Below are 26,289 nucleotides of genomic sequence, written 5' to 3'. Positions count from 1 at the left end.
AGGACGCCATGCAGCAGCAGAGTGAAGACAGGATCGATCTTGCCGGCCTCGTCGCCGATCTCAACAGCCTGCTGCGGCTGAAGACGACGGTAATCGGCATGAAGCTGTTCGCACGCGCCGCGGACATGGAGGCGATCCCGAAAATCCGGCGGCCGAACGCGATCCACACCACCGACCAGATCGTCAGCATGGCCGCGCGTCTGGGCTGGACCGTCGGCATCACCGCCGACGATCTCGTAGGCGCACAGTGCCGCGCGGTGATCGGCCTGGCGCCGCAGGACGACAAATGGCTCGCCGGCGAAAATTATGTCGGGGTCTGGCACGGCACGGCCGAGGACGCACGCAAGCGCCAGGAGGCGCTCGACGTGGTGCCGTTCGGGCACTATCAGGCGCTCGCGGTCAGCCCGCTTGCCAGCGGCCGGCTCGATCCGCCCGACATCTGCCTCGTCTATGCGACGCCCGGGCAGATGATCATCCTGATCAACGGCCTGCAATATACCGGCTACAAGAAGTTCGAATGGGGCGTGGTCGGGGAGACCGCTTGCGCGGATTCGTGGGGGCGGGCGCTCAAGACCGGGGAGCCCAGCCTGTCCTTGCCATGCTATGCCGAACGGCGCTATGGCGGCGTGCCGGACGAGGAGATGCTGATGGCCCTGAAGCCCGAGCATCTCGCCAAGGCGACCCTGGGCATGAAGGCGCTGGCGAAGAACGGCCTGCGCTATCCGATTCCGCCCTATGGCATTCAAAGCGACGTCCGTGCCGGCATGGGCGTGAGTTACGCGAAAAAGTAAAGGCCAGTCATGAGCTCTGCGAAATTCGACATCGTCGTCTACGGTGCGACCGGCTTCACCGGCCAGCTCGTCGCCGAATATCTGGCGGCGCACTACAAGGACGACAAGGCGCTGAAATGGGCGATGGCGGGCCGCAGCCTCGACAAGCTGAAGTCGGTGCGCGAGGCGATCGGCGCGCCCGCGGATACGCCGCTGATCGTGGCCGATGCGTCCGATGCCGCCTCGCTGAAGGCAATGGTCGCACAGACCAAGTCGGTGATCACGACGGTCGGTCCGTATCAACTCTATGGCGAAGCGCTGCTCGCGGCCTGCGTCGCCGGCGGCACGGACTATTTCGACCTCTGCGGCGAGCCCGTCTGGATGCGGCAGATGATCGACAAGTACGAGGCGGCGGCCAAGGCGAGTGGCGCGCGCATCGTGTTTTCCTGCGGCTATGATTCCGTGCCGTTCGAGCTCGGCACGTTCTTCGTGCAGGAAGAGGCCCGGCGCGTGTTCGGCGCGCCGGCTGCGCGCGTGAAGGGGCGTGTGCGCGACATGCGCGGCACGCTGTCAGGCGGCACCGCGGCAAGCGCGAAAGCGACCTTCGATGCGGTCGCCAAGGATCTCAGCCTTGTCGCCATTCTCAACGATCACTTCGCGCTGACGCCCGGCTTCACCGGCCCGAAGCAGCCGAAGGGCAACCGAGCAGGTTATGAGGAGGATCTGCAGTCCTGGACCGCGCCGTTCATGATGGCGCTGATCAACACGCGCAACGTCCATCGCTCCAACATGCTGATGGGCTTTCCCTACGGCCGCGAGTTCGTCTACGACGAGATGGTCCTGACCGGCCCCGGCGAGAAGGGCGAGGCCAATGCGAAGCGCGTGATGGCCGCCAACGCCGAAAAGACCGGTCCGAATGCGCCGAAACCGGGCGAGGGGCCGTCGAAGGAAGAGCGCGAGAAGGGGCTGTTCAATCTGCTCTATGTCGCGGTCGCGCCCGACGGCCGCATGGTCCGCGCCGGCGTCACCGGTGACCGCGATCCCGGCTACGGCTCGACCTCGAAGATGATCTCCGAATGCGCGATCTGCCTGCTGCGCGATATGCCGGACGTCGCCGCCGGCATCTGGACGCCGGGTGCGGCGATGCAGCACAAGCTGATCCAGCGGCTGCAGGAGCATGCGGGGCTGACGTTCGGGGTGGAAAGCTAGCGAGGTTGCCCACCACAATCATGGTGTCATCGCCCGGCTCCGACCGGGCGATCCAGTATTCCAGAGAGGGCAGTGATTGAGCCGAGAGGCCGCGCGTACTGGATGCCCGCTTTCGCAGGGCATGACAGCGTCAATCGCTACACCGCCCGCGCGTCATAGGCGTACATGAATTCCATGCCCTTTGCGCCCAACGGCAAGAACCATTTCATCATCTGATTTCTGACCCACGCGCCAGTGGCGCTGAACTCGCGCTTGCTGTTGCCGTTGCGGCGGGCCATTGCGACGATCTTCTCGGTGCGCGGGCGCCGCTCGGCCTCGAAAGCCTGGAAGGTGGCGCCGAGCTCCTGTCCGTCCTGCATCAGGCGCGCGAGCCGCATCGCATCTTCCAGAGCGAGCGAGGCGCCCTGGCCGGCATGGGGGCTGGTCGCATGCGCGGCATCGCCGATCAGCAGCGAGCGCTTGCGCGACCAGGTCGGCAAGGTCGCGACATCGAGCGTGTCGGTGACCACGATGTTCTCGGCCGCCTCGATGATGTCGGGGATCGGATCGTGCCAGCCGCGATGGAAGCCGCGCAGGTGCTGCTTCAGCGTCGACGCATCGAGCGCGCGGAACATCGCCGCGTCCATGCCGTGCGCGGGCTGCGTGCTCCACCACATCACGCCGTCGTTCGGATCCGGGCTGCAATAGCCGTAGCCGAAGAAACCGCTCTGGCCGAACGTGGTCTCGACGTGCCGGCCGATCGGCCTGCCGTCGAGCACGGCGTGCGGCACGAAGCCGCCGAAGCCGATCAGGCCGGTGTCGAAGGGCCGGGGTCCGTCCGGCACCACCTGGCGTCGCGTGATGGAATGCACGCCGTCGGCGCCGATCAGTAAGTCGCCTTCGGCGGTGGTGCCGTCGGCAAAATACGCGATGATCGGCTGGTCGCCGCGATCCTCGATCTTGATCAGGCGCTTCTCGAAATAGAGCGAGACGCAGGCGCACCAGGCCTTGTCGATCAGCATCTCGTTCAGCGTGGCGCGACACACGTTCACCGCGGGCTGGCCGAAGCGACGCTCCATGTCGCGATTGATCGAGCCGAGCTTTCGGCCTTCCTGGGAATAGAAATCGAAGGATTCCGCGACCGAGCCGCGGCTGATCAGCTCGTTTGCGAGCCCGATCTCGTCCATCACATGCATGCCGTTCGGCGCGATCTGAAGGCCGCCGCCGATGCCCTTCGAATACGGCCAGGCCTCGTAGATCGCGGACTCGATGCCGGCGCGGCGGAGCAGGATCGCGGCGACAGGCCCGGCGATGCCGGCGCCGACGATCAGGGCCTTGCGGGGACGGTTGGACATGGCTTGCTCCCGACGTTTCCGTGGTGCTAGGAGAAATTACGGTCGCTAAATCTCTTAGTGACTAAGATATATGTCGACTAAGATATGAGGCCGGCCTTGTCAAGGACGAAGGCGCGCACGACGCTGTTGCAGGAACTCGAGGAGGCGATGCGGCGATCGTCGGCGCAGGGCGTGCTCTATGGCCAAACCGTTGCGAACGTGGCGGGAATTGCCAATTCCGACCTCGAATGCATGGACATCCTCTATCTCGAGGGTCGCGTTACCGCAGGCCGGCTCGCCGAGGTGACGGGCCTCACGACGGGCGCCATCACCGGCGTGGTCGACCGGCTCGAGAAGGCGGGCCTCGTGCGCCGCGAGCGGGACGAGAAGGACCGCCGCAAGGTCTTTATTTCCGTGGTGCCCGAGAAGGCGATGAAGATCGGCCAGCTCTACGTGCCGATGCAGCAGGCGATGGAGAAGGTGTTTGGTGCCTATTCCGACGAGGAGCTGCGCCTGCTGCTGCGCTTCGCGACGGAGGGCTACAAGGGCGTGCTTGCCGCCACCGAAGCGCTGAAGAGCCTTCTCGACACGCCGCCGGAGAAGCGGCCCGATCTCAAGCTGAAGAAACTTCGTCGCGAGACCTAGCCTTGTAGGCCTGCGCGGCTGCGATCATGCCCCACATCGCGCCCAGCATCATCCAGAAGTGCCGCCAGTGGTCGGTGTCGATCACGAAGCTTTCGCCGACGGTGCCGACGAAGGCGGAGAAGACCGCGATATAGGCACGCTGCCAGGGCACACGGACGAAGATGTGCCTGAAGCCCATGATCACGGTGGTGAAGACCAGCGCGGGATAGCACACGCCGGAGAGCCAGCCGCCGGACATGAAGGCGTTGAGATAGGAGTTGTGGGTGTCCTCGGGGAAGAAGCGGTGGAATTGCAGGGGGCCGATGCCGAATGGCAGGTCGAGCGCCATCTCCGCACCCAGGATGTGCCGGCCGAAGCGGCCGAAGCGGCCCTCGTCATAGCTCTGATCGAAGCTGGCGCGCTGCTTGAACATCTCGGCGGTGGAATCGAATGACAGCAGCACCGCGATCAGCGCGAGGCCCAGAACCGCGGCGACGATCGCCATGACGACGATGCGCGAGCGCTGCGCGTTGGTGCGGCTGGTCAGCACCATCAGCGCCAGCATGAAGGCGGAGGTCAGCACCAGCCCGCCCCAGGCGGCACGGGAGAAGGCGAGCAGGATCGCCAGCGACATGATGCCGAAGGCGATGACGTTGCGGAGGGCCTTAGCCAGCTTGTCAGAGACCACGCTCTGGAGCGCGAACAGCGCCGGCAGGATCAGGAAGGCGCCGAGCACGTTCGGGTCCTTGAACGTGCCCCGCGCGCGTCCGTAGAGCGTGAGGAGGTCGTCTCCGCCGGGAACCAGGTGGAAGTAGCCGGCGACCGCTGCCAGCGAGGCAACCATCGCGCCGACCACGAGGCCGCGGCGGAGCATGTCGAGCCGGGCCGCGGTGTCCTCGGACGTGATCATGGCGAAGAACACCACGGTCACCGCCATGTACCAGGAGGTCGCGATCCAGCTCACCACCTCGGGCTGCTCGAACAGCGGGATCGCGCTGATGGTGTAGCCGACATTGAGCAGGACCAGCATCAGCAGCAACGGCATCAGCGCAAGCCGCAGGCGCAGGCCGGTGGCGAAGAAGGCGACGGTGGCGAGCAGCGTCACGATCTCGTAGGGGCTTGGTTCGATGAAGACGATGGCGCCGGAAGCGCCGACCAGCCACACCAGCGCGCGCTGGAGCGCCAGCACGCCGGGCGCAGCCGGCGCGGCTAATTTCACTCCACCGGCTGTCGCCGCATACGCCATCATATGCTCACGCTACTCGTACACGCACACAACTTCCGACGTCATGCCCCGCGAAAGCGGGGCATCCAGTACTCCGAGCCGTTCGTGGCAGTTTCTACTGCCGGCGATTACTGGATCGCCCGGTCAAGCCGGGCGATGACCGTGAGGCTCGGGTACGACAAAACTCAATACGCGTTCTCGTTCTTGGTCAGCAGCGAGATCGGCGTCTTCAGCAGAATGACGAGGTCGAACAGCACCGACCAGTTCTCGATGTAGTAGAGGTCGAACTCGACGCGCTTCTGGATCTTCTCTTCGTTGTCGATCTCACCGCGCCAGCCGTTGATCTGGGCCCACCCGGTGATGCCGGGCTTGACGCGATGGCGGGCGAAATAGCCGTCGACGGCTTCGTCGAACAGGCGGCTCTGGAGCTTGCCCTGCACCGCATGCGGGCGCGGGCCGACCAGGGAGAGGTTGCCGGAGAAGACCACGTTGAAGAGCTGCGGCAATTCGTCGAGGCTGGTCTTGCGGATGAAGCGGCCGACGCGGGTCACGCGCGGATCGTTCTTGGTCACGACCTTCGAGGCCGTCGGATCAGCCTGGTGATGGTACATCGAGCGGAATTTGTAGACGTCGATGCGCTCGTTGTTGAAGCCGAAGCGTTTCTGGCGGAACAGCACCGGGCCGGGGCTGTCGAGCTTCACCGCCAGCGCCACCAGTCCCATCACCGGCAGGGCCGCGAGCAGCGCGAGACCGCCGACGAGGCGGTCGAACAGCCATTTCATCACGAGGTCCCAGTCGGTGATCGGTGCCTCGAACACGTCGAGCGTCGGGACTTCGCCGAGATAGGAGTAGGAGCGGGGACGGAAGCGCAGCTTGTTGGTGTGCGCGGAGAGGCGGATGTCGACCGGCAGCACCCAGAGCTTCTTCAGCATCTCCAGGATGCGCGTTTCCGCCGAGATCGGCAGCGCGAACAGCACGAGATCGACGCGGGTGCGGCGGGCGAACTCGACAATATCGTCGACCTTGCCGAGCTTGCGCGCACCGGCGCAGGTGTCGAGCGCGCGGCTGTCGTTGCGGTCGTCGAACACGCCGAGCACGTGGATGTCGGAATCCTCCTGCGCCGTCAGTGCCTCCACCAATTGCTCGCCGTTACTGTCGGAGCCGACGATGATGGTCCGGCGGTCGAGCCGGCCCTCGCGTCCCCAGGCACGCACCAGCGAGCGCAGCACCAGGCGCTCGACGAAGAGCGCGCCGAGCCCGAGGACGTAGAAGGCGGCAAGCCACAGCCGCGATATTTCGCTGCCGAACTTGGCGAAGAAGGAGATGCCGATGAACAGCAGGAAAACGAACGACCAGGACGAGATCATCCGCGTCATCTGCCGGAGTTGACCGCGGAACAGCTGCACCTGGTAGATGTCGGCGGCCTGGAAGCAGACCACGGCGGCGACCGCGACGGCGAGGATCTCTGCCGGATAGACCCAGCTGAAGGAGCCGGCCAGCGGCATGACGTAGCCGACATAGACCGCGATGCCGATGAGGCTCAGCAGCGCGAAGTCGGCAAGGCGCACGATTCCGGTGATCACGATCGGCGAATAGGCGCGGGCGACCTTCTGGTTGACGACGTCGAGCGCGGCGGGAGAGAGCCGGCGGCGGCGCTCCACAAAGGGCTGGTCAGCCGGCTTCGCCGCGGCACCGGTCGCGGCATCGAGCATCGAGCGTGCGTTGAGCGGTTCCACGGGCGTCCACGTCCATTCCAAAAACCCGCGGCGCAGCATTGCACCCGGGCGAGCATCCCCGGGCACTTCGTTATCGGACAAATCGGAAGAATCTCTAAAGCGGCCTTAAGGATGGTTAATGATTGGCGAATGCGTCGCGATAGCCCGCGATCACGCCGTCAACCATCGCCTGCTGGGAGAAATACGCGGAGATGCGCTTGCGCAAGGCGGAGGCGCGCTGCGCTGTCGCCTGCGGATCGGCGAGTGCGGCCGCAATCGCCTCCGCCATCGCCTCGGCGTTGCTTGCCGCGAACAGGGCCGGGCTCTCCGTGCCGAAGATCTCTGGAATGCCGCCGACGCGCGCGGCGATCATGGGAATGCCGGCCGCGCCCGCCTCGATCACCACATAGGGCATGGAATCGCCGCGCGAGGGAACGACCAGCAGCCGTCCCTTGGAGAAGCCGTAGCGTGCCTTGACGTGGCCGATGAAGCGGATCGCGCCGGAGAGGCCGAGCCTCTCGACCTGCGCCTTCAGCGCTGCCGTCTCCTCGCCGTCGCCGCCGAGCGTGAGGGTGACCTTCTTGCCGCCTTCGTGCAGGCGCGCCACGGCGTCGACCAGCAGATCCGCGCCCTTGATGTGCCTGAACTCGCCGACATAGCAAAGGTCGGTGGCATCCTCGGTGGTGACAACAGGCTCGAATTCCTCCGGCGTCACGCCATTGAAGACGCAATGCACCACGCCCTTGGGCGTGCCGACGATGCGCTGATAGGTGTCGCGGGCAAAGGCGCTCTCGAACAGGAACAGGTCGGTCGCGCCCATCAACGACCGTTCGAGCCGCGCGTAGAATTCGCCTTTCACGGTGTTGAGTGGATAGTGCAGCGAGCCGCCATGCGGGGTGTAGATGCGGATGGTGTCGTCGGTGCGCCGCCGCATGCGGATGAAGGCGCCGGCCTTGGCGCCGTGGCCGTGCATGACGTCCGGCTTGAGCTTTGCGATCAGCCGCCGCATCCGCAGCCACACCAGGACATCGTCGGGCGACGGCTCGCGGCGGATCGCCATGCGGTGCATGCCGAGCTTCAGCCGCGGCGCGAGCTCGGTCAGCGTCTTGTCGGCGCGCTCGCCGCCGGTGAGGCTGTCGGCGAGAATCCCGACATGATGGCCGCGATCGACCTGGCCGTTGGCGACGTCGAGGATGTGGCGGAAGATGCCGCCCACCGGTGCGCGCACGGCGTGCAGGATGCGAAGCGGCCGGTCGGGAGAGGGGGGCATGATCTGAACCAGCGCTCGACGGCAAATGCCGAACAATTGTCGAAATATCGAGACGGATTAAGAGGCCTCGTGGTTAACAAACGGTGACGAGCGCGCGTGCGCTGATGGCGGGATTGCCCGATTAACCCAGCGGCAACCTTAATGAAGTGTAATCGCCCCGGTTGAGGTAGCTTGGCGGCGTTGCCCTGCGGGAGTGTTCGATGCGTTTAGCGTTCTGGCGTGCCGGCAAGGTCAAGGCGGTGGTCGAGCGGGCTGTTTCGAAGTCCAAAGCCGAAGCCAAGCCCAAGGTTGATGCAAGGCCTGCGCCTGTTGTCACGAGGCAGGCGTCCGGCGAATCCGGCGACATCGATCTTCACGCGCTCGGTGCCGCGCTTGCGCGCAAGCGCGGCTGGATTATCGTGCCGACGGTGCTGGCGCTGGTCGCCTCCGTCGCCGTCGTCAATCTCGTGACGCCGCGCTACAAGTCCGAGTCGCGTATCCTGATCGATGGCCGCGAGAACGTGTTCCTGCGTCCGAACAGCGACCGCAGCAACGAGGAGCGGCAGGCGCTCGACCCCGAGGCCGTCACCAGCCAGGTCCAGCTCGTGCTGTCGCGCGATCTCGCGCGCGAGATCATCAAGAAGAACAAGCTTGCGGAGCGGCCCGAATTCGATCCGGTGCTGCAAGGCATTTCGCCGCTGAAGTCGCTTGCCGCGCTGATCGGCATCGGCCGCGATCCGTTCTCGATGACGCCGGAAGAGCGCGTACTGGATGCTTATTACGAGCGCCTCCAGGCCTATGCGGTCGACAAGTCGCGCGTGATCGTGATCGAATTCCAGTCGGCTGATCCGGATCTCGCCGTGCGCGTCGCCAATTCGATCGCCGACGGCTATCTCGTGCTCCAGCAGAATGCGCGCCAGGACCAGGCGCGCAATGCCAGCCAATGGCTCGCGGGCGAGATCGAGAATCTGCGCAAGAAGGTTTCCGACGCCGAAGCCAAGGTCGAGGACTTCCGCTCCAAGTCGTCACTCTTCGTCGGCACCAACAACACGACGCTGTCGAACCAGCAGATGGGCGAGGTCAACACCCAGCTCAACAACGCGCGCTCGATGAGGGCAGATGCGGAATCCAAGGCACGGCTGATCAAGGAGATGCTCCAGAGCGGCAAGCCGATCGAGGCGTCCGAGGTGGTGAACTCCGAGCTGATGCGGCGACTGTCCGAGCAGCGGGTCACGCTGCGGGCCCAGTTCGCCGAACAGTCGTCCACGCTGCTCGGCAATCACCCGCGGATCAAGGAGCTGAAGGCGCAGCTCGGCGACCTCGACAATCAGATTCGCGACGAGGCGGCCAAGATCTCCCGCTCGCTCGAAAGCGATGCGCGCATCGCCGGTGGCCGGGTCGATGGCCTGACCACGAGCCTCGAGCAGCTCAAGAAGCAGGCGACGTCGACCAACGGCCAGGACGTGCAGCTCCGCGCGCTCGAGCGTGAGGCCAAGGCGCAGCGCGACCTGCTGGAAACGTATCTTGGCAAGTATCGCGAAGCCAGCACCCGCGAGACCATCGACACAGCACCGGCGGAAGGCCGCATCATCTCGCGCGCCGTCGTCTCGAACACGCCGGCCTATCCGAAGAAACTTCCGATCGTGCTGATTGCGACGATCGCGACGCTGCTGCTCTCGTCCGGCGTCGTCGTCACCGGCGAGCTGTTGCGCCAGACCGCGCCGCGCGCCGTGGCTGTCTTTGCTCCGGCGCCGGCGCAAACGCAGGCGGCGGTTCGCCAGGAACCATTCGTCCAGCCGATGGTCGAGCCGATGGTCGAGCCGGTCGTCGAACCGGTCATGGAAGGGCCCGCGCCGCTTCAGCCGGAGATGACGGCCGATGTCGGTGTCACCGAGTTTGCCGAGATCGGGCATCTGGCCGACAGCCTGCGCGCCGCGGCGGCAAAAAAGATCACGGTGCTCGGCACCGCGCCAGGCGAAGCCGTCACGCTGTCGGCGCTGACGCTGGCCCGCCACCTGGCGCGCGATGCGCGGGTGGTCGTGGTCGATCTCGCCGCGTCCTCGCCGACGATTGCCGCGGTGTCCGTCGATGCCTCGGCGCCTGGCCTTGCCGAACTGATGCAGGGCGAAGCCTCGTTCGCCCAGGTGATCACCCGGGACAAGCTGTCGCGGCTGCATCTGGTGATGGCCGGCCGTCCCGGCTTCGACCGCAGCCTGCTGCAATCGCCGCGGGTGACGCTCGCGATCGACGCCTTGCTTCGCGCCTACGACCACGTGCTGCTCGACGCCGGCAGCGCCTCCGACCTTCCGGCGGAGCTGCTGACGGCCAATGCTCGCGCCGTCGTGGTGCCCGATGCGTCGATGGAGCCGGATGCGCGCACGCTGATGTGCGAGCAGCTCAAGGCCGTCGGCTTCAGCGAGGTGACGATGCTGAGCAGGCCGGTACAGCCGTCGGATGCAATGGACACGCCGCGCGTGGTGGCGGCGTAGGCCTCTTACCCTCTCCCCTTGTGGGAGAGGGGGCCGAGCGAAGCTCGGCGGGTGAGGGGTCACTCTCCACGAGTCCAACTCTCACTTGAATGTGCTGATGCAGACCCCTCATCCGGCGCTTCGCGCCACCTTCTCCCACAAGGGGAGAAGGAAGGGCAGCTTGCAAGCCGATAGAGTCTGAGAAAACTCGGGAGATTACCCGAACGCCTGCCGCAGCCGTCGCGCCAGATCGAACAGCATCTGGTTCTGCTTCACCAGCCGCTTGCCGTGGCTGACCGAGGACATCGCCATTGCCGCAAGCTTGCCGCGCGAGGTCAGCGGCACGAAGCTGTCGAAGATGTCCTCGTCGTCCTTGCAGAACATCCGCTTGTAGTCGTCCGAGCCAATGCCGAGGTCGAGCGAGCGGTAGCCGCGCTCGGCGTAGCGATCGATGATGTAGCGCATCAGGATCAGGCCCGGGCTGTAGCGGGCGTGCTCGGACATGGTGTAGGTGTTGAACATCATCGAGAAGCGCTGGCCGTCGGCGACGCCAGCGAAGATCGCGATCACCTCGTCGTCGCATTCGAGTGCGTGGATGTCGATGACACGGCCCTCGCCGCGCGGCGACAGGCAGGCGCTGCGGACGAACTGCTCGACGCCCGGCTCGGCGAAGACGTCGGGCAGTTTCTGTTCGGCCATCCGCACCGGCTTGACGCGGAAGAACCAATCGAGCAGGCGGGTGACGTCGGCGTCGGTGGTGGCGAGGTGATAACGATAGCCGGCGAGCGCCTGGAGCTTCTTCTCCTTGCTCTTGAGGCGGCGGCGGAACGAGTTGCTGATCCGCGATGCGGGCGGGCCGCCCGGCTCCATCACCAGCAGCGGGCAGCCGTTGATCGCACTCTGCCGCGGCAGCAGCGCGAACGGGTTCTGCTGATCGTCCCAGCGCAGCGGCTGCTGCGTCAGCGAGAGCACGTCGACATGCTCGCGCAACGGCGCAAGCAGCGCGTCGAGATCGGCGGCGACGGCCTGTGCCGCGAACTCGGCGTTCCACAGCCCCATGTTGTAGGTCGTATGCTTGCCGCCCATGAAGCAGGCCGTGCGCACCCCGTGGCCTTGGCGCAAGGAGAGCGGCAACAGCACCAGCGGCCTGCGCTCGGCATCGCGGGCGATCACGATGAAGGGGCGCGCGCCATCGCAGCCGCCGACCAGCCGCTGCCAGGGACTGAGCAGGTCGAAGCGCTGGTAGGGCGTGAAGAGGTGGGCGCTCTCCTCGAGGGCGCGCCAGACCGGCTCGGCCTCGCCGGGATCCCGGACGATATCGACATGCGCGATGCGGCTCGCTTTCGACCGCGCTGGCGCTTCTGCCGTCCGGCTTTGCATCGCCGCAGCCATGGTCATTCGCGAAACCTGTCGAGAAATCAAAAATATGCGTATTTCGGCCTGTGGCCGACCTTTGCAAAGAAATGTCAACAAAGGGTAATGACAATGGACGAGGGAACGGGCCGCCGGCGAGCGCGAAGGTGGGATATTGGCATCCGACGACAGATGGCTGGAACGGCTGCGCCTCGAGCTGACCTGGTTCACCGGCCAGGCTGCGCTGCGCAGTCGTGGGGCCGGCGCCATCCTGCGCTTTGCGCACGTGCGGCCGCGGCGGCGCGGCGGGTTTCAGCCGCTGCGCGAGAGCGAGATCACGCCGCAATTCCTCGACCGTGCCATTCGGGCGCTGAAGCGCTGGAACTACGACCTTCTCGGCATGGACGAGGTCTGCCGGCGTGCGGTGACGCTGCCGGAGAAGCGGCGCTTCGTGGCGCTCACCTTCGACGGCGCGCCTAAGGATCTCATCACGTTCGCCTATCCGGTGCTGGCCCGCCACGCCGTGCCGTTCACGATCTATGTGCCTACCGCATTTCCCGATGGCGTCGGGGAAGCCTGGTGGCTCGGGCTCGAGCAGGTGATCGCGTGCGAGAGCCGCATCAGCCTGATGATGGGCGAGAAGGAGCAGCGCTTCACCGTCACTGATAATGCCGAGAAGCGGGCGTTGTTCTCGCATCTCGAGAGCTGGCTGCGCTCGCTGCCGCCGGCGGATGTGTCGGCTGCGATCGCCGATCTCTGCACGCGCTACCGGATCGATCTCGCCAGGATCTCGCGCGAGGCGTCGATGGATTGGGAGGATTTGGCGAAGCTTGCGGCCGATCCGCTCGTCACGATCGGCAGCGCGACGGTGAACTATCCCGTTCTCGCCAACATGAAGGACACCGCGGCGCTGCGCGAGATGACGATGGGCAAGGTGGTTGCGGAAGCGGCCTTCCACCGCGAGATCAGGCATCTCGCCTTTCCGTTCGGCGATCGCGCCTCGTTCCGGCGCAGCCACGTGGTGATGGCGGAGGAGGCGGGCTTTGCCAGCGCGGTGTCGACCATACCGGGCATCGTGGATGCGGAAGGGCGAACCAATCTGCGCGCGCTGCCGCGGATTTCCTGGGACGGCCGGGTGCGCTCGCTGCGCATGCTGCGCGTGCTGGTGTCGGGAATTGCCTTTGCGCCGGTGAAACCGACGGGCCGCGCGACGTAGCAGCGTTACGTCGACTTGGCGCGATCAGGCCGCTGCATCCAGCTCACGATAGGCATCGCCGGCAGCACCCAGCCCATGCCGACCACCACGTAGTAGATCGCCTGCCGCCAGCCGGATTCGGCGATCCACGGCATCTGCGCCAGCGCCATGCCGAGCAGGGCCCAGACCGTGGCCAGCACCAGGAGCAGGATGGCGCCGAGGAACTTGCGGGTGCGGATCGTCATGACGGAATGCTGCGGCTTTCGCGTAACTTGCGCTGCGGGAGCGGGGGACTATAAGGGGCACGCAATCCGGTTCAAGCCTCTTGGTTCAAGTCTCTTTGGCACAAGGTTTGGTTTCGCCCTGAAATGACGACGAATTCCGCCCCGTCCGAGCCGTATCGCGCCGTGCGCTGGTGGCTGATTTCCGTGGCCGCGCTGATCGCACTGATGGTGCTGGTCGGCGGCGCGACGCGGCTGACGGAATCCGGTCTCTCGATCGTCGAATGGAAGCCCGTGACGGGCAGCCTGCCGCCGCTCTCGGAGGTGCAGTGGGCCGCGGCGTTCGAGGCCTACAAGAAGATCCCGCAATATCGCGAGCTCAACGCGGGCATGAGCCTGTCCGAGTTCAAGGAGATCTTCTGGTGGGAGTGGAGCCACCGGCTGCTCGGCCGCTTCATCGGCGTCGCGTATCTGTTGCCGTTCCTGTTCTTCCTGTGGCGCGGTGGCCTGTCCGGTGAATTGAAGCGCAGGCTGTGGCTGCTGTTCGCGCTCGGCGGGCTGCAAGGAGCGGTCGGCTGGTGGATGGTGGCCTCGGGTCTCACGGAGCGGGTCGAGGTGTCGCAATATCGGCTGGCGACGCATCTGGTGCTCGCGCTGCTGATCTTCGCCGGCATCGTCTGGACGGTACGGCGACTGGCTGACCGGCCGAAGATCGCAGGTCCCGCGCGGCTACGGTTCACAAGTGCGCTGCTGCTCGTCGCGACCTTCGTGCAGATCTATTTCGGTGCGCTGGTCGCTGGCCTGCGTGCGGGCCGCGCCTACAACACCTGGCCGCAGATCGACGGTGCGTTCATTCCCTCTGCCGAGCGGCTGTGGTTCGAGACGCCGTGGTGGCGCAACATGTTCGACAATGTGCTGACGGTGCAGTTCGAGCACCGCATGACGGCCTATGCGCTGTTCGTGCTGGCGGCGCTGCACGCGTTCGATGCGGTGCGCTCGCGCGCAGGTTCAGCGGCGAGCGGCGCGCTGTGGCTGTTCGCGGCGGTGAGCCTGCAAGCTCTACTCGGCATCCTTACGCTGCTCAACCAGGTGCCGATCGGGCTCGCGCTCGCGCACCAGGCGGTTGCGATCGTGGTGCTCACGCTTGCGGTGATGCAGGCGGAACGGCTGGCCTCGCGGCATTCTGCGCAAGCCCAGCCGCGCGCGGTTCCGGTCAGTCAGCCCGGCTGATCACCATCAGTCCGGCTGATCAGCAATAGCCATAGACGCCGCACGCGTAGGGCAGGCGCCAGAAATAGTCGACCTGTTTGCCGCCGTAATACGAGCCCTGATAGTCGTAGTCCCAGGGGCGGCCGTAATAGCCCGGCAGCGTGTGAGAGCCGGGCAGGAGCGGCGTGCCCGGCAGATTGCGGATGTAGCTGCCGATGCCATAGGCCGGCGAGATCAGCGCATCGGGATCGGTCTCGACATAGACCTGTGGCGCCTCCTGCGGCGGCGCGGCGGCCCGCCGCTTCGGCGTGGCCGGAAGATCGGCGGCGAGCGCGCTTGAGAGCGTCAGCATCGCCGCAAGGGCAGGCAGCATCCAGCGCAGCATCGTCGGCTCCGAATCAAAGGGTGATCCAAAGACGATGTATGCGGCAGATGTGGTTAATGACTGTTAACCGGGCGTCGTCATTCCGGGGCGGTGCGAAGCACCGAACCCGGAATCCAGAGATGACCCGGCAATATTGAGATTCCGGGTTCGCGCTTCGCGCGCCCCGGAATGACTCAGGGGCTTACGCCCCCAGCGCCTGCTCCAGGTCCGCGATCAGGTCTTCCTTGTCCTCGATGCCGATCGAGAGCCGCACCACGTCGGGGCCGGCGCCGGACTTCACCTTGGCGGCGTCGTCGAGCTGGCTGTGCGTGGTCGAGGCCGGGTGGATCACCAGCGAGCGGGTGTCGCCGACATTGGCCAGATGCGAGAACAGCTGCAGCTTCGACACCAGGCTGACGCCTGCGTCATAGCCGCCCTTCAGGCTGAAGGTGAACACGGCGCCTGCGCCCTTCGGCGCGTATTTGCGCGCTAGCTGGTTGTACTTGTCGCTGGCAAGGCCCGCATAGCTCACCGAGGCCACCGCCGGATGGCCGGCGAGGAATTCGGCGACCGCCTTGGCGTTGTCGCAGTGCTTCTGCATGCGCAGCGGCAGCGTCTCGATGCCGGTGAGGATCATGAAGGCGTTGAACGGCGACAGCGCCGGCCCGAGGTCGCGCAAGCCGAGCACGCGGCAGGCGATCGCGAAGGCGAAATTGCCAAAGGTCTCCTGGAGGCGGATGCCGTGATATTCCGGCCGCGGCTCCGACAGCATCGGATATTTGCCGCCCGCCGACCAGTCGAACGTGCCGGCATCGACGATGATGCCGCCGAGCGAATTGCCGTGGCCGCCCAGAAATTTCGTCAGCGAGTGCACGACGATGTCGGCGCCGTGGTCGATCGGCCGGATCAGGTAGGGCGAGGCCAGCGTGTTGTCGACGATCAGCGGCACGCCCGCCTTGCGCGCGACCGTCGAGATCGCCTCGATGTCGGTGATGCTGCCGCCGGGATTGGCGATGGACTCGATGAAGATCGCCTTGGTGCGCGGGGTGATGGCGCGCTCGAAGCTGGCGATGTCATCGGAATCCGCCCACACCACGTTCCAGCCGAAGCTCTTGAACGCATGCGTGAACTGGTTGATCGAGCCGCCATAGAGCTTTCGTGCGGCGATGAACTCGTCGCCGGGCTGGAGCAATTGCTGCAACACCACGACCTGCGCGGCGTGGCCGGAGGCAACGGCCAGCGCGGCCGTGCCGCCTTCGAGCGCCGCAACGCGTTCTTCCAGCACCGCGTTGGTGGGGTTGCCGATGCGGGTATAGATGTTGCCGAACGCCTGCAATCCAAACAGCGAGGCGGCATGGTCGGCGTCGTTGAAGACGAAAGAGGTCGTTTGATAAATCGGAGTCGCGCGCGCACCGGTCGTCGGGTCGGGCTGTGCACCGGCATGCACGGCGAGGGTTGAAAATCCCGGAAGGCGATCGCTCATTGAGGGCGTCCTGTTCTTGTGGTCTGAAATCGCGCGGCATGCTGATCGGCGCCGCTGCTGGCGTCAAGGCGCGACTTCACAACGGAACGATCGTGCTGCGTATTGTCGCGTTCGCGAAACGAATCCTTCGCAGTTGCGTCAGCTTTGCTCGCTCTTGTTTTTGGCGGCACGATCGGATGCCGCGGTATCGCCGCCGCCGACACTCATCCGATTGAGGGATAGCCGCATGCCTTGCGTCGGTGCCGGCGCGCGCTTGGAGCTGAGCGTGCGCGAATTGACGCCCATCCAGGAGATCTCCGACGACAAGCGGCCATATTCGATCTTGGGGCAGCGGTTCATCACGACCTTGATACCGGCCGCTTCGGCTTTCGCCGCCGCAACGTCGTCACGCGCGCCGAGCTGCATCCAGATCACCTTCGGCAGCGGATCGAGCCTCAGGGCTTCCTCGACCACGGGCATGATGTGGCTGGAGTTGCGGAAGATGTCGATCATGTCGACGGGACGGCCGATGTCGGACAGCGAGGCGACGAAGGGCTTTCCGAGCAGCTCCTTGCCGACATGGCCGGGATTGACCGGAATCATGTCGTAGCCACGCTGCGCCAGATATTTGAACGCGAAATAGCTCGGCCGCACATTGACCGGCGAGGCGCCGACCATCGCGATCGACTTCACGCTGTTGAGGATGGCGCGGATGTAATTGTCGGGATAGGCGTCGTGGTTCATCTTTTTCTTTCTCTGACCCTCATGGTGAGGAGCGCGGCACGCGCGTCTCGAACCATGAAGCCACAGTCGGGCCTCTATCCTTCGAGACGCCGCGTTCCGCGGCTCCTCAGGATGAGGAGTTGACTATTCATCCCGCCATGTCGGCGCGCGCTTCTCGATGAAGGCGCCGATGCCTTCCTCGGCGTCGCGCGCCATCATGTTCTCGGTCATCACCTCTGCCGCATAGCGATAGGCGTCCGCAAGGCTCATCTCGGCCTGGCGATAGAACGCCTCCTTGCCGAGCTTGACCGTGTAGGCGGATTTCAGCGCGACCTGTTCCGCCAGCGCAATCGCGGCGCCGCGCTCGGTACCCGCTGTCACGACGCGATTGACGAGCCCGATCTCGCGGGCGCGGGCGGCCGGGATCGGCTCGCCCGTCAGCAGCATCTCCATCGCCTGCTTGCGCGGCACGTTGCGCGACAGCGCCACCATCGGCGTCGAGCAGAACAGGCCGATGTCGACGCCCGGCGTGGCGAAGCTCGCCGCTTCCGAGGCGATCGCGAGATCGCAGCTTGCGACGAGCTGGCAGCCGGCGGCGGTCGCGATGCCCTGGACGGCGGCGACCACTGGCTTCGGCAGACGCACGATCGCCTGCATCATCGCGCTACAGGCGTTCATCATCTCGGCGAAGAAGGCGCGGCCGCGATCGGGGTCTCTGCGGCGCGCGGTCAATTCCTTCATGTCGTGGCCGGCGGAGAAGGCCGGACCGTTGGCGGCGATGACGGCGGCGCGGATGCGCTTGTCCTCGGCAATTGCGTTGAAGCTCGCATGCAGCTGGCCGATCATCGCCTCCGACAGGCTGTTGCGCGCGGCGGGGCGGTTCAGCGTGAGCACGGCGACGGTGCCGACGATCTCGCGCAGCAGGATCGGCGGTTCCGGGGAGGGGGTGCGGGCGGGCTGGACGGACATTGAAGCGTTTCCAGTTGGATTATTGCAATTGGATGATGCAGATAACCTAATGTAACAGCGGACGTGAAGCGAGGGTGAGGCGGAGCATGGCGTTAGCGAAAATGAGCGTGGCGGAGGTCGAGCAGTTTCTCCGCGGCGAGTTTCCCCAGGCCTTCAGCGGCGACGACATCACGATCGAGAGCGCGGACGGCCAGACCTGCCTGCTGCGCCAGCGCTACAGCGAAAGGATGCTGCGGCCGGGCGGAACCGTGTCCGGCCCGACGCTGATGGCGCTCGCCGATTTCGCGATGTATGTGGTGCTTCTGTCCGCGATCGGGCCGATCGGGCTCGCGGTCACCACCAATCTCAACATCAACTTCCTGCGCAAGGGCCAGCCCGGGCAGGACGTCCTGGCTGAGGCTCGGCTCCTCAAGCTCGGCAAGCGGCTGGCGGTCGGGGAGGTAAACCTGCTGTCGGGCACCTCGCCCGATCCGATCGCCCATGTCACCTCGACCTATTCCATTCCAAATGTTTGAGCTTTTAGCAGGTAATATAGCACCATATTTTTAAGCCATTGATTTTGCATAAGTAATTTCCGTCTTCGGGCATTGACCGTTGCGCGTCTCTTCTCTAGAAAACCGCGCAGTCCGGTGCGGTGTTCGCGCCGATATCTCCCGTCCACGGAAACTCCGATATGAAAACCTTTTCGGCAAAGCCGGCTGAGGTGACGAAGAAGTGGGTGCTGATCGACGCCAAGGGTCTGGTCGTCGGCCGTCTCGCCACCATCGTCGCCATGCGCCTGCGCGGCAAGCACCTCCCGACCTACACCCCGCACGTTGATTGCGGCGACAACGTCATCATCATCAACGCGCAGCATGCGGTCCTCACCGGTCGCAAGCGCGAGCAGAAGACCTACTACAAGCACACCGGCTATGTCGGCCACGTCAAGGAGCGCACCGCGCGCCAGATCCTCGAGGGCAAGCACCCCGAGCGCGTGCTCGAGAAGGCCGTCGAGCGCATGATCCCGCGTGGTCCGCTCGGTCGCGTGCAGATGGGCAATCTCCGTGTCTACGGCGGAGCCGATCATCCGCACGAGGCGCAGACGCCCGAGAAGCTCGACATCGCCAAGTTGAACCGCAAGAACACGAGGGCCGCATAACATGGCCGAATCCATTCAGTCGCTCGACCAGCTCTCGCAGCTCAAGACGGCGGCGGCGCCCGACGCGCCGAAGCACGAGAAGAAGGTCGACAAGTTCAACCGCGCCTATGCCACCGGCAAGCGCAAGGACGCGGTCGCCCGCGTCTGGATCAAGCCGGGTGCCGGCAAGGTCACGGTCAATTCGCGTGAGGTCGAGGTCTATTTCGCCCGTCCCGTGCTGCGCATGATGATCGAGCAGCCGTTCTCGGTGGCCCAGCGTTCCGGCCAGTACGACGTGATCTGCACCGTCGCCGGCGGCGGTCTGTCCGGCCAGGCCGGCGCCGTCCGCCACGGCATCTCCAAGGCGCTCACCTATTTCGAGCCGGAGCTGCGCACCGTGCTCAAGAAGGGCGGCTTCCTCACCCGCGACTCCCGCGTGGTCGAGCGCAAGAAGTACGGCAAGGCCAAGGCCCGCCGTTCCTTCCAGTTCTCGAAGCGTTAATCGCTTCGGTCACATTCGCCGCGAAAGCGGCTTCAATGAGATGCAAAAGGGCGCTGATTTCAGCGCCCTTTTTGTTGTTCGTTTGTATGCAAATTGACGACGTGTTTCCCGAAAACTTGCGGCCGCGTGAAAACCTGAATGGAACCCGCGGGAACCTAGCGTCGCATTCGGAAGGGCGCGCAAATCGGCTGGGCCGATCGCGTAACTGCTATGTTTTCAAGGGGGCCGACATGATGTCGCTCGATAGCATCACGCTCTATTTGGTTGCCACCATGGTTGCCGCACTGCTCGGCGCGATGATGGTGTTCTTCGGTAAGCAGGAGAATAGTCCTGCGTTGAAATGGTGGGGCACCGCCTATCTCCTCGGCGCGGCCTCGGTCGCATTGTGGACGGCGGCAGGCGACAGGCTGGGGCCGCATCTCTATCTGGCATTAAATGCCGTCGGCTTCGTCGCCTGCGGCATGGTGTGGAATGCGGCGCGCGTCTTCCACGGCCGCAAGCCGAACTGGCCCGGCCTCGTGCTCGGCGCGCTCGCCTGGGCAGCGGCCGCGACGCTGCTCGATCCCGCGGCGTCGATGCTGCGCATGATCATCGGCGCCGGCATCGTCTCGGTCTATGCCGCGCTGACCGCGAGCGAGCTCTGGGTCGAGCGGCGCAAGAGCCTGCAACGGCGCTGGCCGGCCTTCGTGGTGCCGGTGATGCACGGCTGCGCGCTGATGCTGCCGATCCTGCTCGGCAGCTTCCTGCGCCCGCACGATGCCGGCTTCTCCTCGAGCATCTGGGTCACCGTGTTCGCGGTCGAGCTCGTGCTCTACGCCGTCGGCACCGTGTTCGTGATCTTCATGCTGGTGTCGGAGCGCACCGTCACCGCGCACCGGACCGCCGCGTCGACCGATCCCTTGACGGGCATGCTCAACCGCCGCGGCTTCTCGGAAGCCTGCGGCCGCGTGATCGACCGCGAGGCCAAGGCCGGACGTCCCGTGACCGTGATGATCTTCGACATCGACCACTTCAAGTCGATCAACGACCGCTTCGGCCATCCCGCCGGCGACGAGATGCTGAAACTGTTCTCGACCGTGGTGGTCAGCAATCTGCGCATGACCGACCTTTCCGGCCGCATCGGCGGTGAGGAATTCGCGGCGCTGCTGCCGTGTTCGCTGGAGGAGGGCGTGCTGGTCGCCGAGCGCGTGCGCGAGGCGTTTGAGACCTCCGGCATCGTGGTCGATGAAGGCCCGGTCGACACCACCGTCAGCATCGGTGTGGCCGGCGGTCCGGCCGGCACCGAGCTCGAAGTGCTGCTGGCCTCGGCCGACACTGCGCTCTACCAGGCCAAGCGCGGCGGCCGTAACCGCGTCGAGGCGGCGGAGGAGCTGCCGCTGTCGCTGGAGAACTGGCGCCGCCAGAGCGCCGCGCGGATCGGCGCGCCGCAGGCGCGTCCGGTCACGGCTTGAGGCAAAGGGCCCTGCGGTAATCCTCTGTTTACCATTCGATCCCTACCATTCCGGTCATGGAATCGATCCGTCGACAGACCCCGCAGACCGCCCTGATGTCCCTCGAAGCCCAAGCCGCCTCGGCGCGAGGCGGCTTCGCTTGTCTGTTCTCGACCGCAGAGGAATACGAGACGGCGCTGATCACCGAGCGCCGCGCCCAGGGACGCTACACGCAGAGCCGCAGCTATTGGCCGCTCGTGCTGTTCGTCGGTTGCGCGCTCATCGTGGCAGGCACCGTTCTGCTGTTCGCCTGACAGACCTGCAGTTTCCGGCCAGCCAGGGCGCCGTTTCGGCGCCTTTTTCTTTTGGGCGGGGTGCGGTAGACACGCCCATCAAGCAAGAAGGGTGGAAAACCGATGATCACCGAGATCGCGCAAATCGACGTCAAGCCGGGCAGCGAGAAGGATTTCGAGGCCGCCGTGGCCAAGGCCAAGGCCGCGTTCGGCCGCTCCAAGGGCTTTCACGGCTTCGAGCTGCACAAGTCGATCGAGAAGCCGCAGCGCTATCGTCTGATGGTGAAGTGGGCGACGCTGGAGAACCACACCGTCGATTTCCGCGGCTCCGAGAACTTCACCGAATGGCGCGGCCTCGTCGGCCAGTATTTTGCCGCGCCCCCCGAGGTCGAGCACACCGAGACCGTGCTGGCGACCTGAGGGGCCTCTATTTCAGGAGCATGATCTCCGCGCAAACGCGTTCAGCGTTCGTCGCGAGGGAAAACCGCGGCGCACTTTGCGCTGGCGCGGCCCTTCGGGTCCGGATCATGCTCTAAGCCGCCTCTGCCAGAGGCGGCGCCTCATAGGTCTTGAAATGGTCGATCATGACCTTGGCGATGGCGACCAGTGGCAGCGCCAGCGCCAGGCCCCAGATTCCAAAGACGACGCCGAGCAGGATCTGGAACGCGAACAGCGTGGCCGGCGGAATGTCCAGCGCCTGCCGCTGCAGGATTGGCGTCAGCACATAGCTCTCCATCGTGTGCACGCCCATGAACAGGAGGAAGGCCGACAGTGCCGGAATCCAGCCCGAGGCGAGGCTCGCGAGCACCACGACGACGCCGGCAATGATGGCGCCGACGGTCGGAATGAAGGCGAGGAGGCCCGCCTGAATCCCCAGGATGAACGAGCCCGGGATGCCGATGATGGCAAGCCCGATCCAGGTCACGACGCCGACCGCAATCATCACGACGATCTGCGCGATCAGCCAGCGTTCCAGCGTCTCGCTGATGCGGTCGATGATCAGGGTGACGCGGGTGCGATGCCTCGCCGGCGCGAGGAACAACAGGCCGTCGTGATAGACGCTGGGCTGGGCGGCGAAGGACAGCCCCAGGAACAGCACGATGAAGATGTTTCCCACGCCGTGGATGGTGCCGAGCAGCAGCTTGAAGGTCTGGCTCACAATCGCTCCACCGCTGGAGGCCAGCGCGCCGGCGCCGGGCAAGGGACCGCGCGGGGGCGCTGCGGGTGAGGGTGTCGAGTCCGGTGCCGGATTGGCCGAGGCGTCAGACGCAGCGTTGCCGAGATCGAAGAAGCTGGTGTCGATCCCGTGGTTTTCCAGGAAGGTCTTCACGTTGCCGATTTGCGACTTGATGGTCTTGCTCAGCAGCGAGGCCTGCTCGGCGATGGTGGCGCCGCCGAGATAGGCGACGCCTGCGAGCAGCACCGCAAGCACGACGCAGACGATCGCGAGCCGGACCGGATGCGGCAGGTGCACGCGGCGGCCGAGCGCGTTGGTCAGTGCGTTGAGGGCGACACCGAGCAGCATGCCGGTGAAGATCAGCAGCAGGGTGGTCGCAAAATACCAGGTGAAGACCAGCATCGCCGTGAACAGCACGACGCCGATGCCGCCGACCGAAATTGCCCAAGCCAGATCGGTGCGGGTCGAGGAGCGTTGGTCTGCGAGGATGGTCACATCATGTCCTTTTCGGCGGCTGCGGGCGGGGCACTCTTTCGACAAACGCGCTTCCGATCAAGACCGCGTCAACGCGCTGGTTTGACGCTGCCGCGCGAACGGTGCAGAGCGATGAGGACAGAACAGGTGGGGGGCGCTTGAGTTTCATTAGCAAGTGGGCCGGTCTGCTCGGGCTTCTGGCGCTGATCGTGATCGGCGACCAGATCCGGATCAGTCGGCCCGGCCACAAATATCGCCTCACGGTCGAGGTGACGACGCCTGACGGGATCAAGACGGGGTCCGGCGTTCTGGCTGTCGTGCCTGACCGCAACTATAACCGCGGCGGCCGCACCACGATGCGCGGGGAGGCTGTGTTCGTCGACCTCGGCCGAGGAAAGAACCTGGTGGCATTGCTGGCGCATCAGCAGGGCGGCAAGCTCGACCTCGACGACATCAACTACGTCGCGCTGCGTGCCTATGGCGCTGCGCGCGGCGACCGCGTCTCGTTCAACGATATCAGCCGGCAGGCCGGCATTGTCCCGGTGCAGGGGGAGCCGATCCCCGTGCTCGTCAGCTTTGGCGATCCCCGAGATCCCCAGACCGCGCGCCTTGTCGCCGGCGACCATGCGGATACGGTTCTGGGCGACGGCTACGCCGTCCGCGGCCTCACCGCCGAGGTGGTGCCCAACGGCTTTTGGCCGATCGATTTCGGTGGCGTGCTCGGGGAGCCCGTGACGCGCGGAATCGAGGCGAAATTGCCCTGGTTGGGCGTGCCCGGTGAGGCGGCGGCGACTGCGCTGAAGGCGGCCGGCCTGCCCGTCGGGGGGACAACCGAGGGCCGGGAGGCATTTGCGCGAAAATAGCATTGCCGTCCCGCGATCCCTTCTGTTGAATTTGTTCCACCCCAAGGGCATGTTTGGAGAATCTTCTTACGCGGGAGGTCGGAACGGGAGATGAGAAAGCCGGTCGTCGGCGTGATCGGGAACGCCCATCGCGTCGAAAATCGATTTCAGGTCCAGATGGTCGGCGAGCGCAATTTGCGCGCTGTGGCCGAGGTTTCCGGCGGCCTGCCGATGATGTTTGCGGGAGCGCCCGACATCACAGATATCGGCGCGCTGCTCGACGTGGTCGACGGGATCGTGCTCACCGGCGCCCGCGCCAACGTGCATCCGACCCGTTTCAATGTCGATCCGTGCGAGCGGCACGAGCCCTACGACATCCACCGCGACGAGGTGGCACTGGCGCTCTCCGTTGCCTGCGTGTCCCGCGGCATTCCGCTGTTCGGGATCTGCCGCGGCCTGCAGGAGATGAACGTCGCCTTCGGCGGCTCGCTGCATCCGGAGATCCGCGAAATCCCCGGCCGCATGAATCACCGCATGCCCAGGCTCGAGAACGGCGAGATCCATCCCGATCCGACCGTGGTGTTCGCCGACCGTCATGACGTCGACCTGACGCCCGGAGGCGCCTTCGCACAGCTGCTCGGCTGCGAGAAGATCAGGGTCAATTCGCTGCACGGCCAGGGCATTCTCGATCCCGGCAAGCGCGTGCTGATCGAAGGCGTCGCCGAGGACGGCACCATCGAGGCGATCCGCATCGCGGAAGCCCCGACCTTCGCGCTCGGCGTGCAATGGCACGCCGAATACGACCCCCAGCGCAATCCGATCAACCGCAAGCTGTTCGAGGCGTTTGGTGAGGCGATGGTCGTACGCCAGCGTGCGACGGTGTAACAAGAGGCTCGCTCTTACGCCGTCCGCTCCATCCTTCGCGCGCGATAGGCCTGCGGCGACATCAAGGTGAGCTTGCGGAAGGCCTTGCGAAAGCTGCTCTGGTCCTCGTAGCCGGCCGTGCGCGCGATGGTCTTGATCGGCTGCGTCGTCGTCTCCAGCAGGGTGCGCGCGTGCTCGACGCGGCGGCGCATGATGAAGGCTTGTGGCGGCTCGTGCGTGAGCTCCTGAAACTTGCGGTTCAGCGTGCGCTCGCTGAGGCCGAGCGCGCCGGCGAGGCGCTTGACCGTCATCGGGCTCCGGCCGGTGCGACGGACCAGCAGGTCGGCCCTGGTCAGCAGCGGGTCCTGCGAGAGCAGGTAGCCCACGGGCATGAAGATCGACTGGGTGCGCTGCGCGGTGTCGATGACGACGTAGTCCGCGCATAGTTTTGCGATCTCCTTGCCGTCGACCATCTCGATCAGCCTGAGCAGGAGGTCGACCCACGACATCGGGCCGGCGGCGCAGACGATGCGGTCCGCGCTGGTGATGACGGCGTCCGGGGCGAGGTCGATCGCGGGATGGCGCTGTCGAAGCTCGCTTTGCAGCCACCAGGTGATGGTGGCGCGGCGGTTGTCGAGCAGGCCAGCTCCCGCGAGCAGGAACACGCCGCTGCAAAAGGCCCCGATCAGCCGGCCGTTGGCGTGCTGTTGCCGCAGCCAGGCGCCGGCACGGGCATATTGCGGTTGCAGGCGTTCCGCCGTGACGTGATCGACGAGGCTGCCGGGGACGAGGATAACGTCGAAGCCGGCGCGCTTGCCGATCGCCCCGTCGACCGCGACCGTCTGGCCGCCGCCGGCACGCACGGCCTTGCCGTCGAGCGACAGCGTCTGCCAGCTGAAGCGGGATTTTGCGCCGCTCTGCTGCATCACATGATTGGCGAGCGACAGGACGTCGGCGACGCCTGAGATCGCCGAATGCATGCAACCTTCCAGCGCGAGAACTGCGAGCTTCATGGGATCTCCGGGCAGTGGCCGGCCGATCCTATCCGATCGGCGCGGGCGATGCGTGGCGGAAATTGCCCGATCTCTGGCTTGTCCGCCACTGCCTTGCCGAGGGCGTCAGGTCCAAATTCGCTCCGTCGTCACACGACATGATTGGAGAGAGACATGCCTTACGTCACCATTTCCACCGTCCGCGGCATCCTGGATGCCGCGCAGAAGAAGACGCTGCTCGAACGCGTCACCGACCTCCTGGTCGAGGTCGAAGGGCAGGGCAACCCGGATTTCCGCCGCAACGTCTGGGTCAGGATCGAGGAGCAGGAGCCGGCACACTGGTCGCTCGGCGGGATGCAGCCGACACCGGAGATCATCGCCGGTATGTTCGGCGCGATCGGCGCGGATGGCGTGCGGGTCGCGCGGCCGTAGCAGCGCAGCGTGCGCGGGCGGACCAGCCAAAGGGATGGTTCGCCCACCGCCCCGTGCTCAATCGATCTACCGCGCGATTTCCATTGCATCGCACAAT

General features: G+C 65.5%; 27 protein-coding genes. 15 read left to right on the top strand and 12 right to left on the bottom strand.

Translation table 11 applies throughout. The annotated features are described in order from the left end of the window. Nucleotides 1–8 precede the first annotated feature (8 nt). Both E4K65_RS22735 and E4K65_RS22730 read left to right on the top strand, forming a co-directional pair. The gene (locus E4K65_RS22735) at nucleotides 9–791 is read left to right on the top strand and encodes a DUF169 domain-containing protein (RefSeq protein ID WP_135176062.1); all 783 of its coding nucleotides are present in this window, start codon (nucleotides 9–11) and stop codon (nucleotides 789–791) included. A 9-nt stretch (nucleotides 792–800) separates the two neighbouring features. Further along, entirely contained in the window at nucleotides 801–1,979 is a 1,179-nt protein-coding gene (locus tag E4K65_RS22730; protein WP_135176061.1) for a saccharopine dehydrogenase family protein, read from the top strand. 137 nt (nucleotides 1,980–2,116) lie between these two features. Here the strand turns inward: E4K65_RS22730 and E4K65_RS22725 are convergent, their stop codons facing one another. Then, complete coding sequence (locus E4K65_RS22725) at nucleotides 2,117–3,313, bottom strand: FAD-dependent monooxygenase (protein ID WP_135176060.1); 1,197 nt, start codon at nucleotides 3,311–3,313, stop codon at nucleotides 2,117–2,119. 147 nt (nucleotides 3,314–3,460) lie between these two features. Here E4K65_RS22725 and E4K65_RS22720 point away from each other — a divergent pair, with 147 nt between their 5' ends. Beyond that, a complete protein-coding gene (locus tag E4K65_RS22720) occupies nucleotides 3,461–3,937 on the top strand; it encodes a MarR family transcriptional regulator (RefSeq protein WP_167771056.1) in 477 nt (158 codons plus the stop codon). On the opposite strand, the gene E4K65_RS22715 is transcribed toward E4K65_RS22720, so the two are convergent. The 3 genes from E4K65_RS22715 to E4K65_RS22705 form a co-directional block, all read right to left on the bottom strand. Beyond that, on the bottom strand, nucleotides 3,906–5,162 hold the full coding sequence (locus tag E4K65_RS22715) for an O-antigen ligase family protein (RefSeq protein ID WP_167771044.1): 1,257 nt from the start codon (nucleotides 5,160–5,162) through the stop codon (nucleotides 3,906–3,908). The genes E4K65_RS22720 and E4K65_RS22715 overlap by 32 nt on opposite strands. A 164-nt stretch (nucleotides 5,163–5,326) precedes the next feature. Then, entirely contained in the window at nucleotides 5,327–6,877 is a 1,551-nt protein-coding gene (locus E4K65_RS22710) for an undecaprenyl-phosphate glucose phosphotransferase (RefSeq protein WP_167771043.1), read from the bottom strand. Nucleotides 6,878–6,992: 115 nt separating this feature from the next. Then, a complete protein-coding gene (locus E4K65_RS22705) occupies nucleotides 6,993–8,126 on the bottom strand; it encodes a glycosyltransferase family 4 protein (RefSeq protein ID WP_135176057.1) in 1,134 nt (377 codons plus the stop codon). 200 nt (nucleotides 8,127–8,326) lie between these two features. Between E4K65_RS22705 and E4K65_RS22700 the strand changes: the two genes are divergently transcribed. After that, nucleotides 8,327–10,594, top strand: coding sequence for a GumC family protein (locus E4K65_RS22700; RefSeq protein ID WP_135176056.1), 2,268 nt, complete (start codon nucleotides 8,327–8,329; stop codon nucleotides 10,592–10,594). 195 nt (nucleotides 10,595–10,789) lie between these two features. Here the strand turns inward: E4K65_RS22700 and E4K65_RS22695 are convergent, their stop codons facing one another. After that, a complete protein-coding gene (locus E4K65_RS22695; protein WP_167771042.1) occupies nucleotides 10,790–11,971 on the bottom strand; it encodes a GNAT family N-acetyltransferase in 1,182 nt (393 codons plus the stop codon). Between the two features lie 130 nt (nucleotides 11,972–12,101). Between E4K65_RS22695 and E4K65_RS22690 the strand changes: the two genes are divergently transcribed. Then, a complete protein-coding gene (locus tag E4K65_RS22690) occupies nucleotides 12,102–13,142 on the top strand; it encodes a polysaccharide deacetylase family protein (RefSeq protein WP_135176054.1) in 1,041 nt (346 codons plus the stop codon). A gap of 5 nt (nucleotides 13,143–13,147) precedes the next feature. On the opposite strand, the gene E4K65_RS22685 is transcribed toward E4K65_RS22690, so the two are convergent. Then, the gene (locus E4K65_RS22685) at nucleotides 13,148–13,366 is read right to left on the bottom strand and encodes a DUF2842 domain-containing protein (protein WP_027547383.1); all 219 of its coding nucleotides are present in this window, start codon (nucleotides 13,364–13,366) and stop codon (nucleotides 13,148–13,150) included. Between the two features lie 123 nt (nucleotides 13,367–13,489). Here E4K65_RS22685 and E4K65_RS22680 point away from each other — a divergent pair, with 123 nt between their 5' ends. Beyond that, nucleotides 13,490–14,572, top strand: coding sequence for a COX15/CtaA family protein (locus tag E4K65_RS22680; protein WP_135176053.1), 1,083 nt, complete (start codon nucleotides 13,490–13,492; stop codon nucleotides 14,570–14,572). Between the two features lie 19 nt (nucleotides 14,573–14,591). On the opposite strand, the gene E4K65_RS22675 is transcribed toward E4K65_RS22680, so the two are convergent. The 4 genes from E4K65_RS22675 to E4K65_RS22660 form a co-directional block, all read right to left on the bottom strand. Further along, nucleotides 14,592–14,936: a hypothetical protein gene (locus E4K65_RS22675; protein WP_135176052.1), complete on the bottom strand. Its 345-nt coding sequence runs from the start codon at nucleotides 14,934–14,936 to the stop codon at nucleotides 14,592–14,594. A 181-nt stretch (nucleotides 14,937–15,117) separates the two neighbouring features. Next, nucleotides 15,118–16,398 carry an O-acetylhomoserine aminocarboxypropyltransferase gene (locus E4K65_RS22670; protein WP_135176051.1) on the bottom strand — a complete coding sequence of 427 codons (1,281 nt, stop codon included), beginning with the start codon at nucleotides 16,396–16,398 and terminating at the stop codon, nucleotides 15,118–15,120. 138 nt (nucleotides 16,399–16,536) lie between these two features. Beyond that, complete coding sequence (locus tag E4K65_RS22665; RefSeq protein WP_135176050.1) at nucleotides 16,537–17,121, bottom strand: CoA-binding protein; 585 nt, start codon at nucleotides 17,119–17,121, stop codon at nucleotides 16,537–16,539. Between the two features lie 123 nt (nucleotides 17,122–17,244). After that, nucleotides 17,245–18,069 (bottom strand): enoyl-CoA hydratase, encoded by an 825-nt coding sequence (locus E4K65_RS22660; protein ID WP_167771041.1) that lies wholly within the window; start codon nucleotides 18,067–18,069, stop codon nucleotides 17,245–17,247. An 86-nt stretch (nucleotides 18,070–18,155) separates the two neighbouring features. Between E4K65_RS22660 and E4K65_RS22655 the strand changes: the two genes are divergently transcribed. The 6 genes from E4K65_RS22655 (at nucleotide 18,156) to E4K65_RS22630 (ending at nucleotide 21,831) form a co-directional block, all read left to right on the top strand. Then, nucleotides 18,156–18,584 (top strand): PaaI family thioesterase, encoded by a 429-nt coding sequence (locus E4K65_RS22655; RefSeq protein ID WP_027547377.1) that lies wholly within the window; start codon nucleotides 18,156–18,158, stop codon nucleotides 18,582–18,584. Nucleotides 18,585–18,742: 158 nt separating this feature from the next. Next, nucleotides 18,743–19,207 (top strand): 50S ribosomal protein L13, encoded by a 465-nt coding sequence (rplM, locus tag E4K65_RS22650; protein WP_015685724.1) that lies wholly within the window; start codon nucleotides 18,743–18,745, stop codon nucleotides 19,205–19,207. A gap of 1 nt (nucleotide 19,208) precedes the next feature. After that, nucleotides 19,209–19,688 carry a 30S ribosomal protein S9 gene (gene rpsI, locus E4K65_RS22645; RefSeq protein WP_011087725.1) on the top strand — a complete coding sequence of 160 codons (480 nt, stop codon included), beginning with the start codon at nucleotides 19,209–19,211 and terminating at the stop codon, nucleotides 19,686–19,688. A gap of 230 nt (nucleotides 19,689–19,918) precedes the next feature. Further along, nucleotides 19,919–21,139 carry a GGDEF domain-containing protein gene (locus E4K65_RS22640; protein ID WP_167771040.1) on the top strand — a complete coding sequence of 407 codons (1,221 nt, stop codon included), beginning with the start codon at nucleotides 19,919–19,921 and terminating at the stop codon, nucleotides 21,137–21,139. A gap of 56 nt (nucleotides 21,140–21,195) precedes the next feature. Continuing rightward, complete coding sequence (locus E4K65_RS22635; protein WP_135176047.1) at nucleotides 21,196–21,432, top strand: hypothetical protein; 237 nt, start codon at nucleotides 21,196–21,198, stop codon at nucleotides 21,430–21,432. A 102-nt stretch (nucleotides 21,433–21,534) separates the two neighbouring features. Further along, nucleotides 21,535–21,831: an antibiotic biosynthesis monooxygenase family protein gene (locus E4K65_RS22630; protein ID WP_027547373.1), complete on the top strand. Its 297-nt coding sequence runs from the start codon at nucleotides 21,535–21,537 to the stop codon at nucleotides 21,829–21,831. A 112-nt stretch (nucleotides 21,832–21,943) separates the two neighbouring features. Here the strand turns inward: E4K65_RS22630 and E4K65_RS22625 are convergent, their stop codons facing one another. Next, complete coding sequence (locus tag E4K65_RS22625; protein ID WP_135176046.1) at nucleotides 21,944–23,083, bottom strand: AI-2E family transporter; 1,140 nt, start codon at nucleotides 23,081–23,083, stop codon at nucleotides 21,944–21,946. A gap of 137 nt (nucleotides 23,084–23,220) precedes the next feature. On the opposite strand from E4K65_RS22625, the gene E4K65_RS22620 reads away from it, so the two are divergent. After that, entirely contained in the window at nucleotides 23,221–23,925 is a 705-nt protein-coding gene (locus E4K65_RS22620; protein ID WP_135176045.1) for a hypothetical protein, read from the top strand. A 90-nt stretch (nucleotides 23,926–24,015) separates the two neighbouring features. Beyond that, complete coding sequence (locus E4K65_RS22615) at nucleotides 24,016–24,789, top strand: gamma-glutamyl-gamma-aminobutyrate hydrolase family protein (RefSeq protein WP_135176044.1); 774 nt, start codon at nucleotides 24,016–24,018, stop codon at nucleotides 24,787–24,789. Between the two features lie 14 nt (nucleotides 24,790–24,803). Here the strand turns inward: E4K65_RS22615 and E4K65_RS22610 are convergent, their stop codons facing one another. Beyond that, a complete protein-coding gene (locus E4K65_RS22610) occupies nucleotides 24,804–25,781 on the bottom strand; it encodes a GlxA family transcriptional regulator (RefSeq protein ID WP_135176043.1) in 978 nt (325 codons plus the stop codon). 153 nt (nucleotides 25,782–25,934) lie between these two features. Here E4K65_RS22610 and E4K65_RS22605 point away from each other — a divergent pair, with 153 nt between their 5' ends. Continuing rightward, nucleotides 25,935–26,192, top strand: a complete 258-nt coding sequence (locus E4K65_RS22605) for a tautomerase family protein (RefSeq protein ID WP_135176042.1) — start codon at nucleotides 25,935–25,937, stop codon at nucleotides 26,190–26,192. The last annotated feature ends 97 nt before the right edge of the window (nucleotides 26,193–26,289 follow it).

Origin of the sequence: Bradyrhizobium niftali, from assembly GCF_004571025.1 — a bacterium.
In the GTDB taxonomy this organism is placed as follows: Bacteria; Pseudomonadota; Alphaproteobacteria; order Rhizobiales; family Xanthobacteraceae; genus Bradyrhizobium; species Bradyrhizobium niftali.
The sequence above is the reverse complement of the archived record's forward strand: the minus strand, read 5'-3'. Positions and strand labels throughout refer to the sequence as shown.

Coding starts and splice junctions, on each gene's coding strand:
- E4K65_RS22675 (WP_135176052.1), bottom strand. CDS start 14,936: ATGCTGCGCTGGATGCTGCCTGCCCTTGCGGCGATGCTGACGCTCTCA.
- E4K65_RS22705 (WP_135176057.1), bottom strand. CDS start 8,126: ATGCCCCCCTCTCCCGACCGGCCGCTTCGCATCCTGCACGCCGTGCGC.
- E4K65_RS22685 (WP_027547383.1), bottom strand. CDS start 13,366: ATGACGATCCGCACCCGCAAGTTCCTCGGCGCCATCCTGCTCCTGGTG.
- E4K65_RS22630 (WP_027547373.1), top strand. CDS start 21,535: ATGATCACCGAGATCGCGCAAATCGACGTCAAGCCGGGCAGCGAGAAG.
- E4K65_RS22605 (WP_135176042.1), top strand. CDS start 25,935: ATGCCTTACGTCACCATTTCCACCGTCCGCGGCATCCTGGATGCCGCG.
- E4K65_RS22660 (WP_167771041.1), bottom strand. CDS start 18,069: ATGTCCGTCCAGCCCGCCCGCACCCCCTCCCCGGAACCGCCGATCCTG.
- E4K65_RS22695 (WP_167771042.1), bottom strand. CDS start 11,971: ATGACCATGGCTGCGGCGATGCAAAGCCGGACGGCAGAAGCGCCAGCG.
- E4K65_RS22615 (WP_135176044.1), top strand. CDS start 24,016: ATGAGAAAGCCGGTCGTCGGCGTGATCGGGAACGCCCATCGCGTCGAA.
- E4K65_RS22715 (WP_167771044.1), bottom strand. CDS start 5,162: ATGGCGTATGCGGCGACAGCCGGTGGAGTGAAATTAGCCGCGCCGGCT.
- E4K65_RS22610 (WP_135176043.1), bottom strand. CDS start 25,781: ATGAAGCTCGCAGTTCTCGCGCTGGAAGGTTGCATGCATTCGGCGATC.
- E4K65_RS22665 (WP_135176050.1), bottom strand. CDS start 17,121: ATGAACCACGACGCCTATCCCGACAATTACATCCGCGCCATCCTCAAC.
- E4K65_RS22670 (WP_135176051.1), bottom strand. CDS start 16,398: ATGAGCGATCGCCTTCCGGGATTTTCAACCCTCGCCGTGCATGCCGGT.
- E4K65_RS22730 (WP_135176061.1), top strand. CDS start 801: ATGAGCTCTGCGAAATTCGACATCGTCGTCTACGGTGCGACCGGCTTC.
- E4K65_RS22640 (WP_167771040.1), top strand. CDS start 19,919: ATGATGTCGCTCGATAGCATCACGCTCTATTTGGTTGCCACCATGGTT.
- E4K65_RS22680 (WP_135176053.1), top strand. CDS start 13,490: ATGACGACGAATTCCGCCCCGTCCGAGCCGTATCGCGCCGTGCGCTGG.
- rpsI (WP_011087725.1), top strand. CDS start 19,209: ATGGCCGAATCCATTCAGTCGCTCGACCAGCTCTCGCAGCTCAAGACG.
- E4K65_RS22720 (WP_167771056.1), top strand. CDS start 3,461: ATGCGGCGATCGTCGGCGCAGGGCGTGCTCTATGGCCAAACCGTTGCG.
- rplM (WP_015685724.1), top strand. CDS start 18,743: ATGAAAACCTTTTCGGCAAAGCCGGCTGAGGTGACGAAGAAGTGGGTG.
- E4K65_RS22735 (WP_135176062.1), top strand. CDS start 9: ATGCAGCAGCAGAGTGAAGACAGGATCGATCTTGCCGGCCTCGTCGCC.
- E4K65_RS22635 (WP_135176047.1), top strand. CDS start 21,196: ATGGAATCGATCCGTCGACAGACCCCGCAGACCGCCCTGATGTCCCTC.
- E4K65_RS22700 (WP_135176056.1), top strand. CDS start 8,327: ATGCGTTTAGCGTTCTGGCGTGCCGGCAAGGTCAAGGCGGTGGTCGAG.
- E4K65_RS22655 (WP_027547377.1), top strand. CDS start 18,156: ATGGCGTTAGCGAAAATGAGCGTGGCGGAGGTCGAGCAGTTTCTCCGC.
- E4K65_RS22725 (WP_135176060.1), bottom strand. CDS start 3,313: ATGTCCAACCGTCCCCGCAAGGCCCTGATCGTCGGCGCCGGCATCGCC.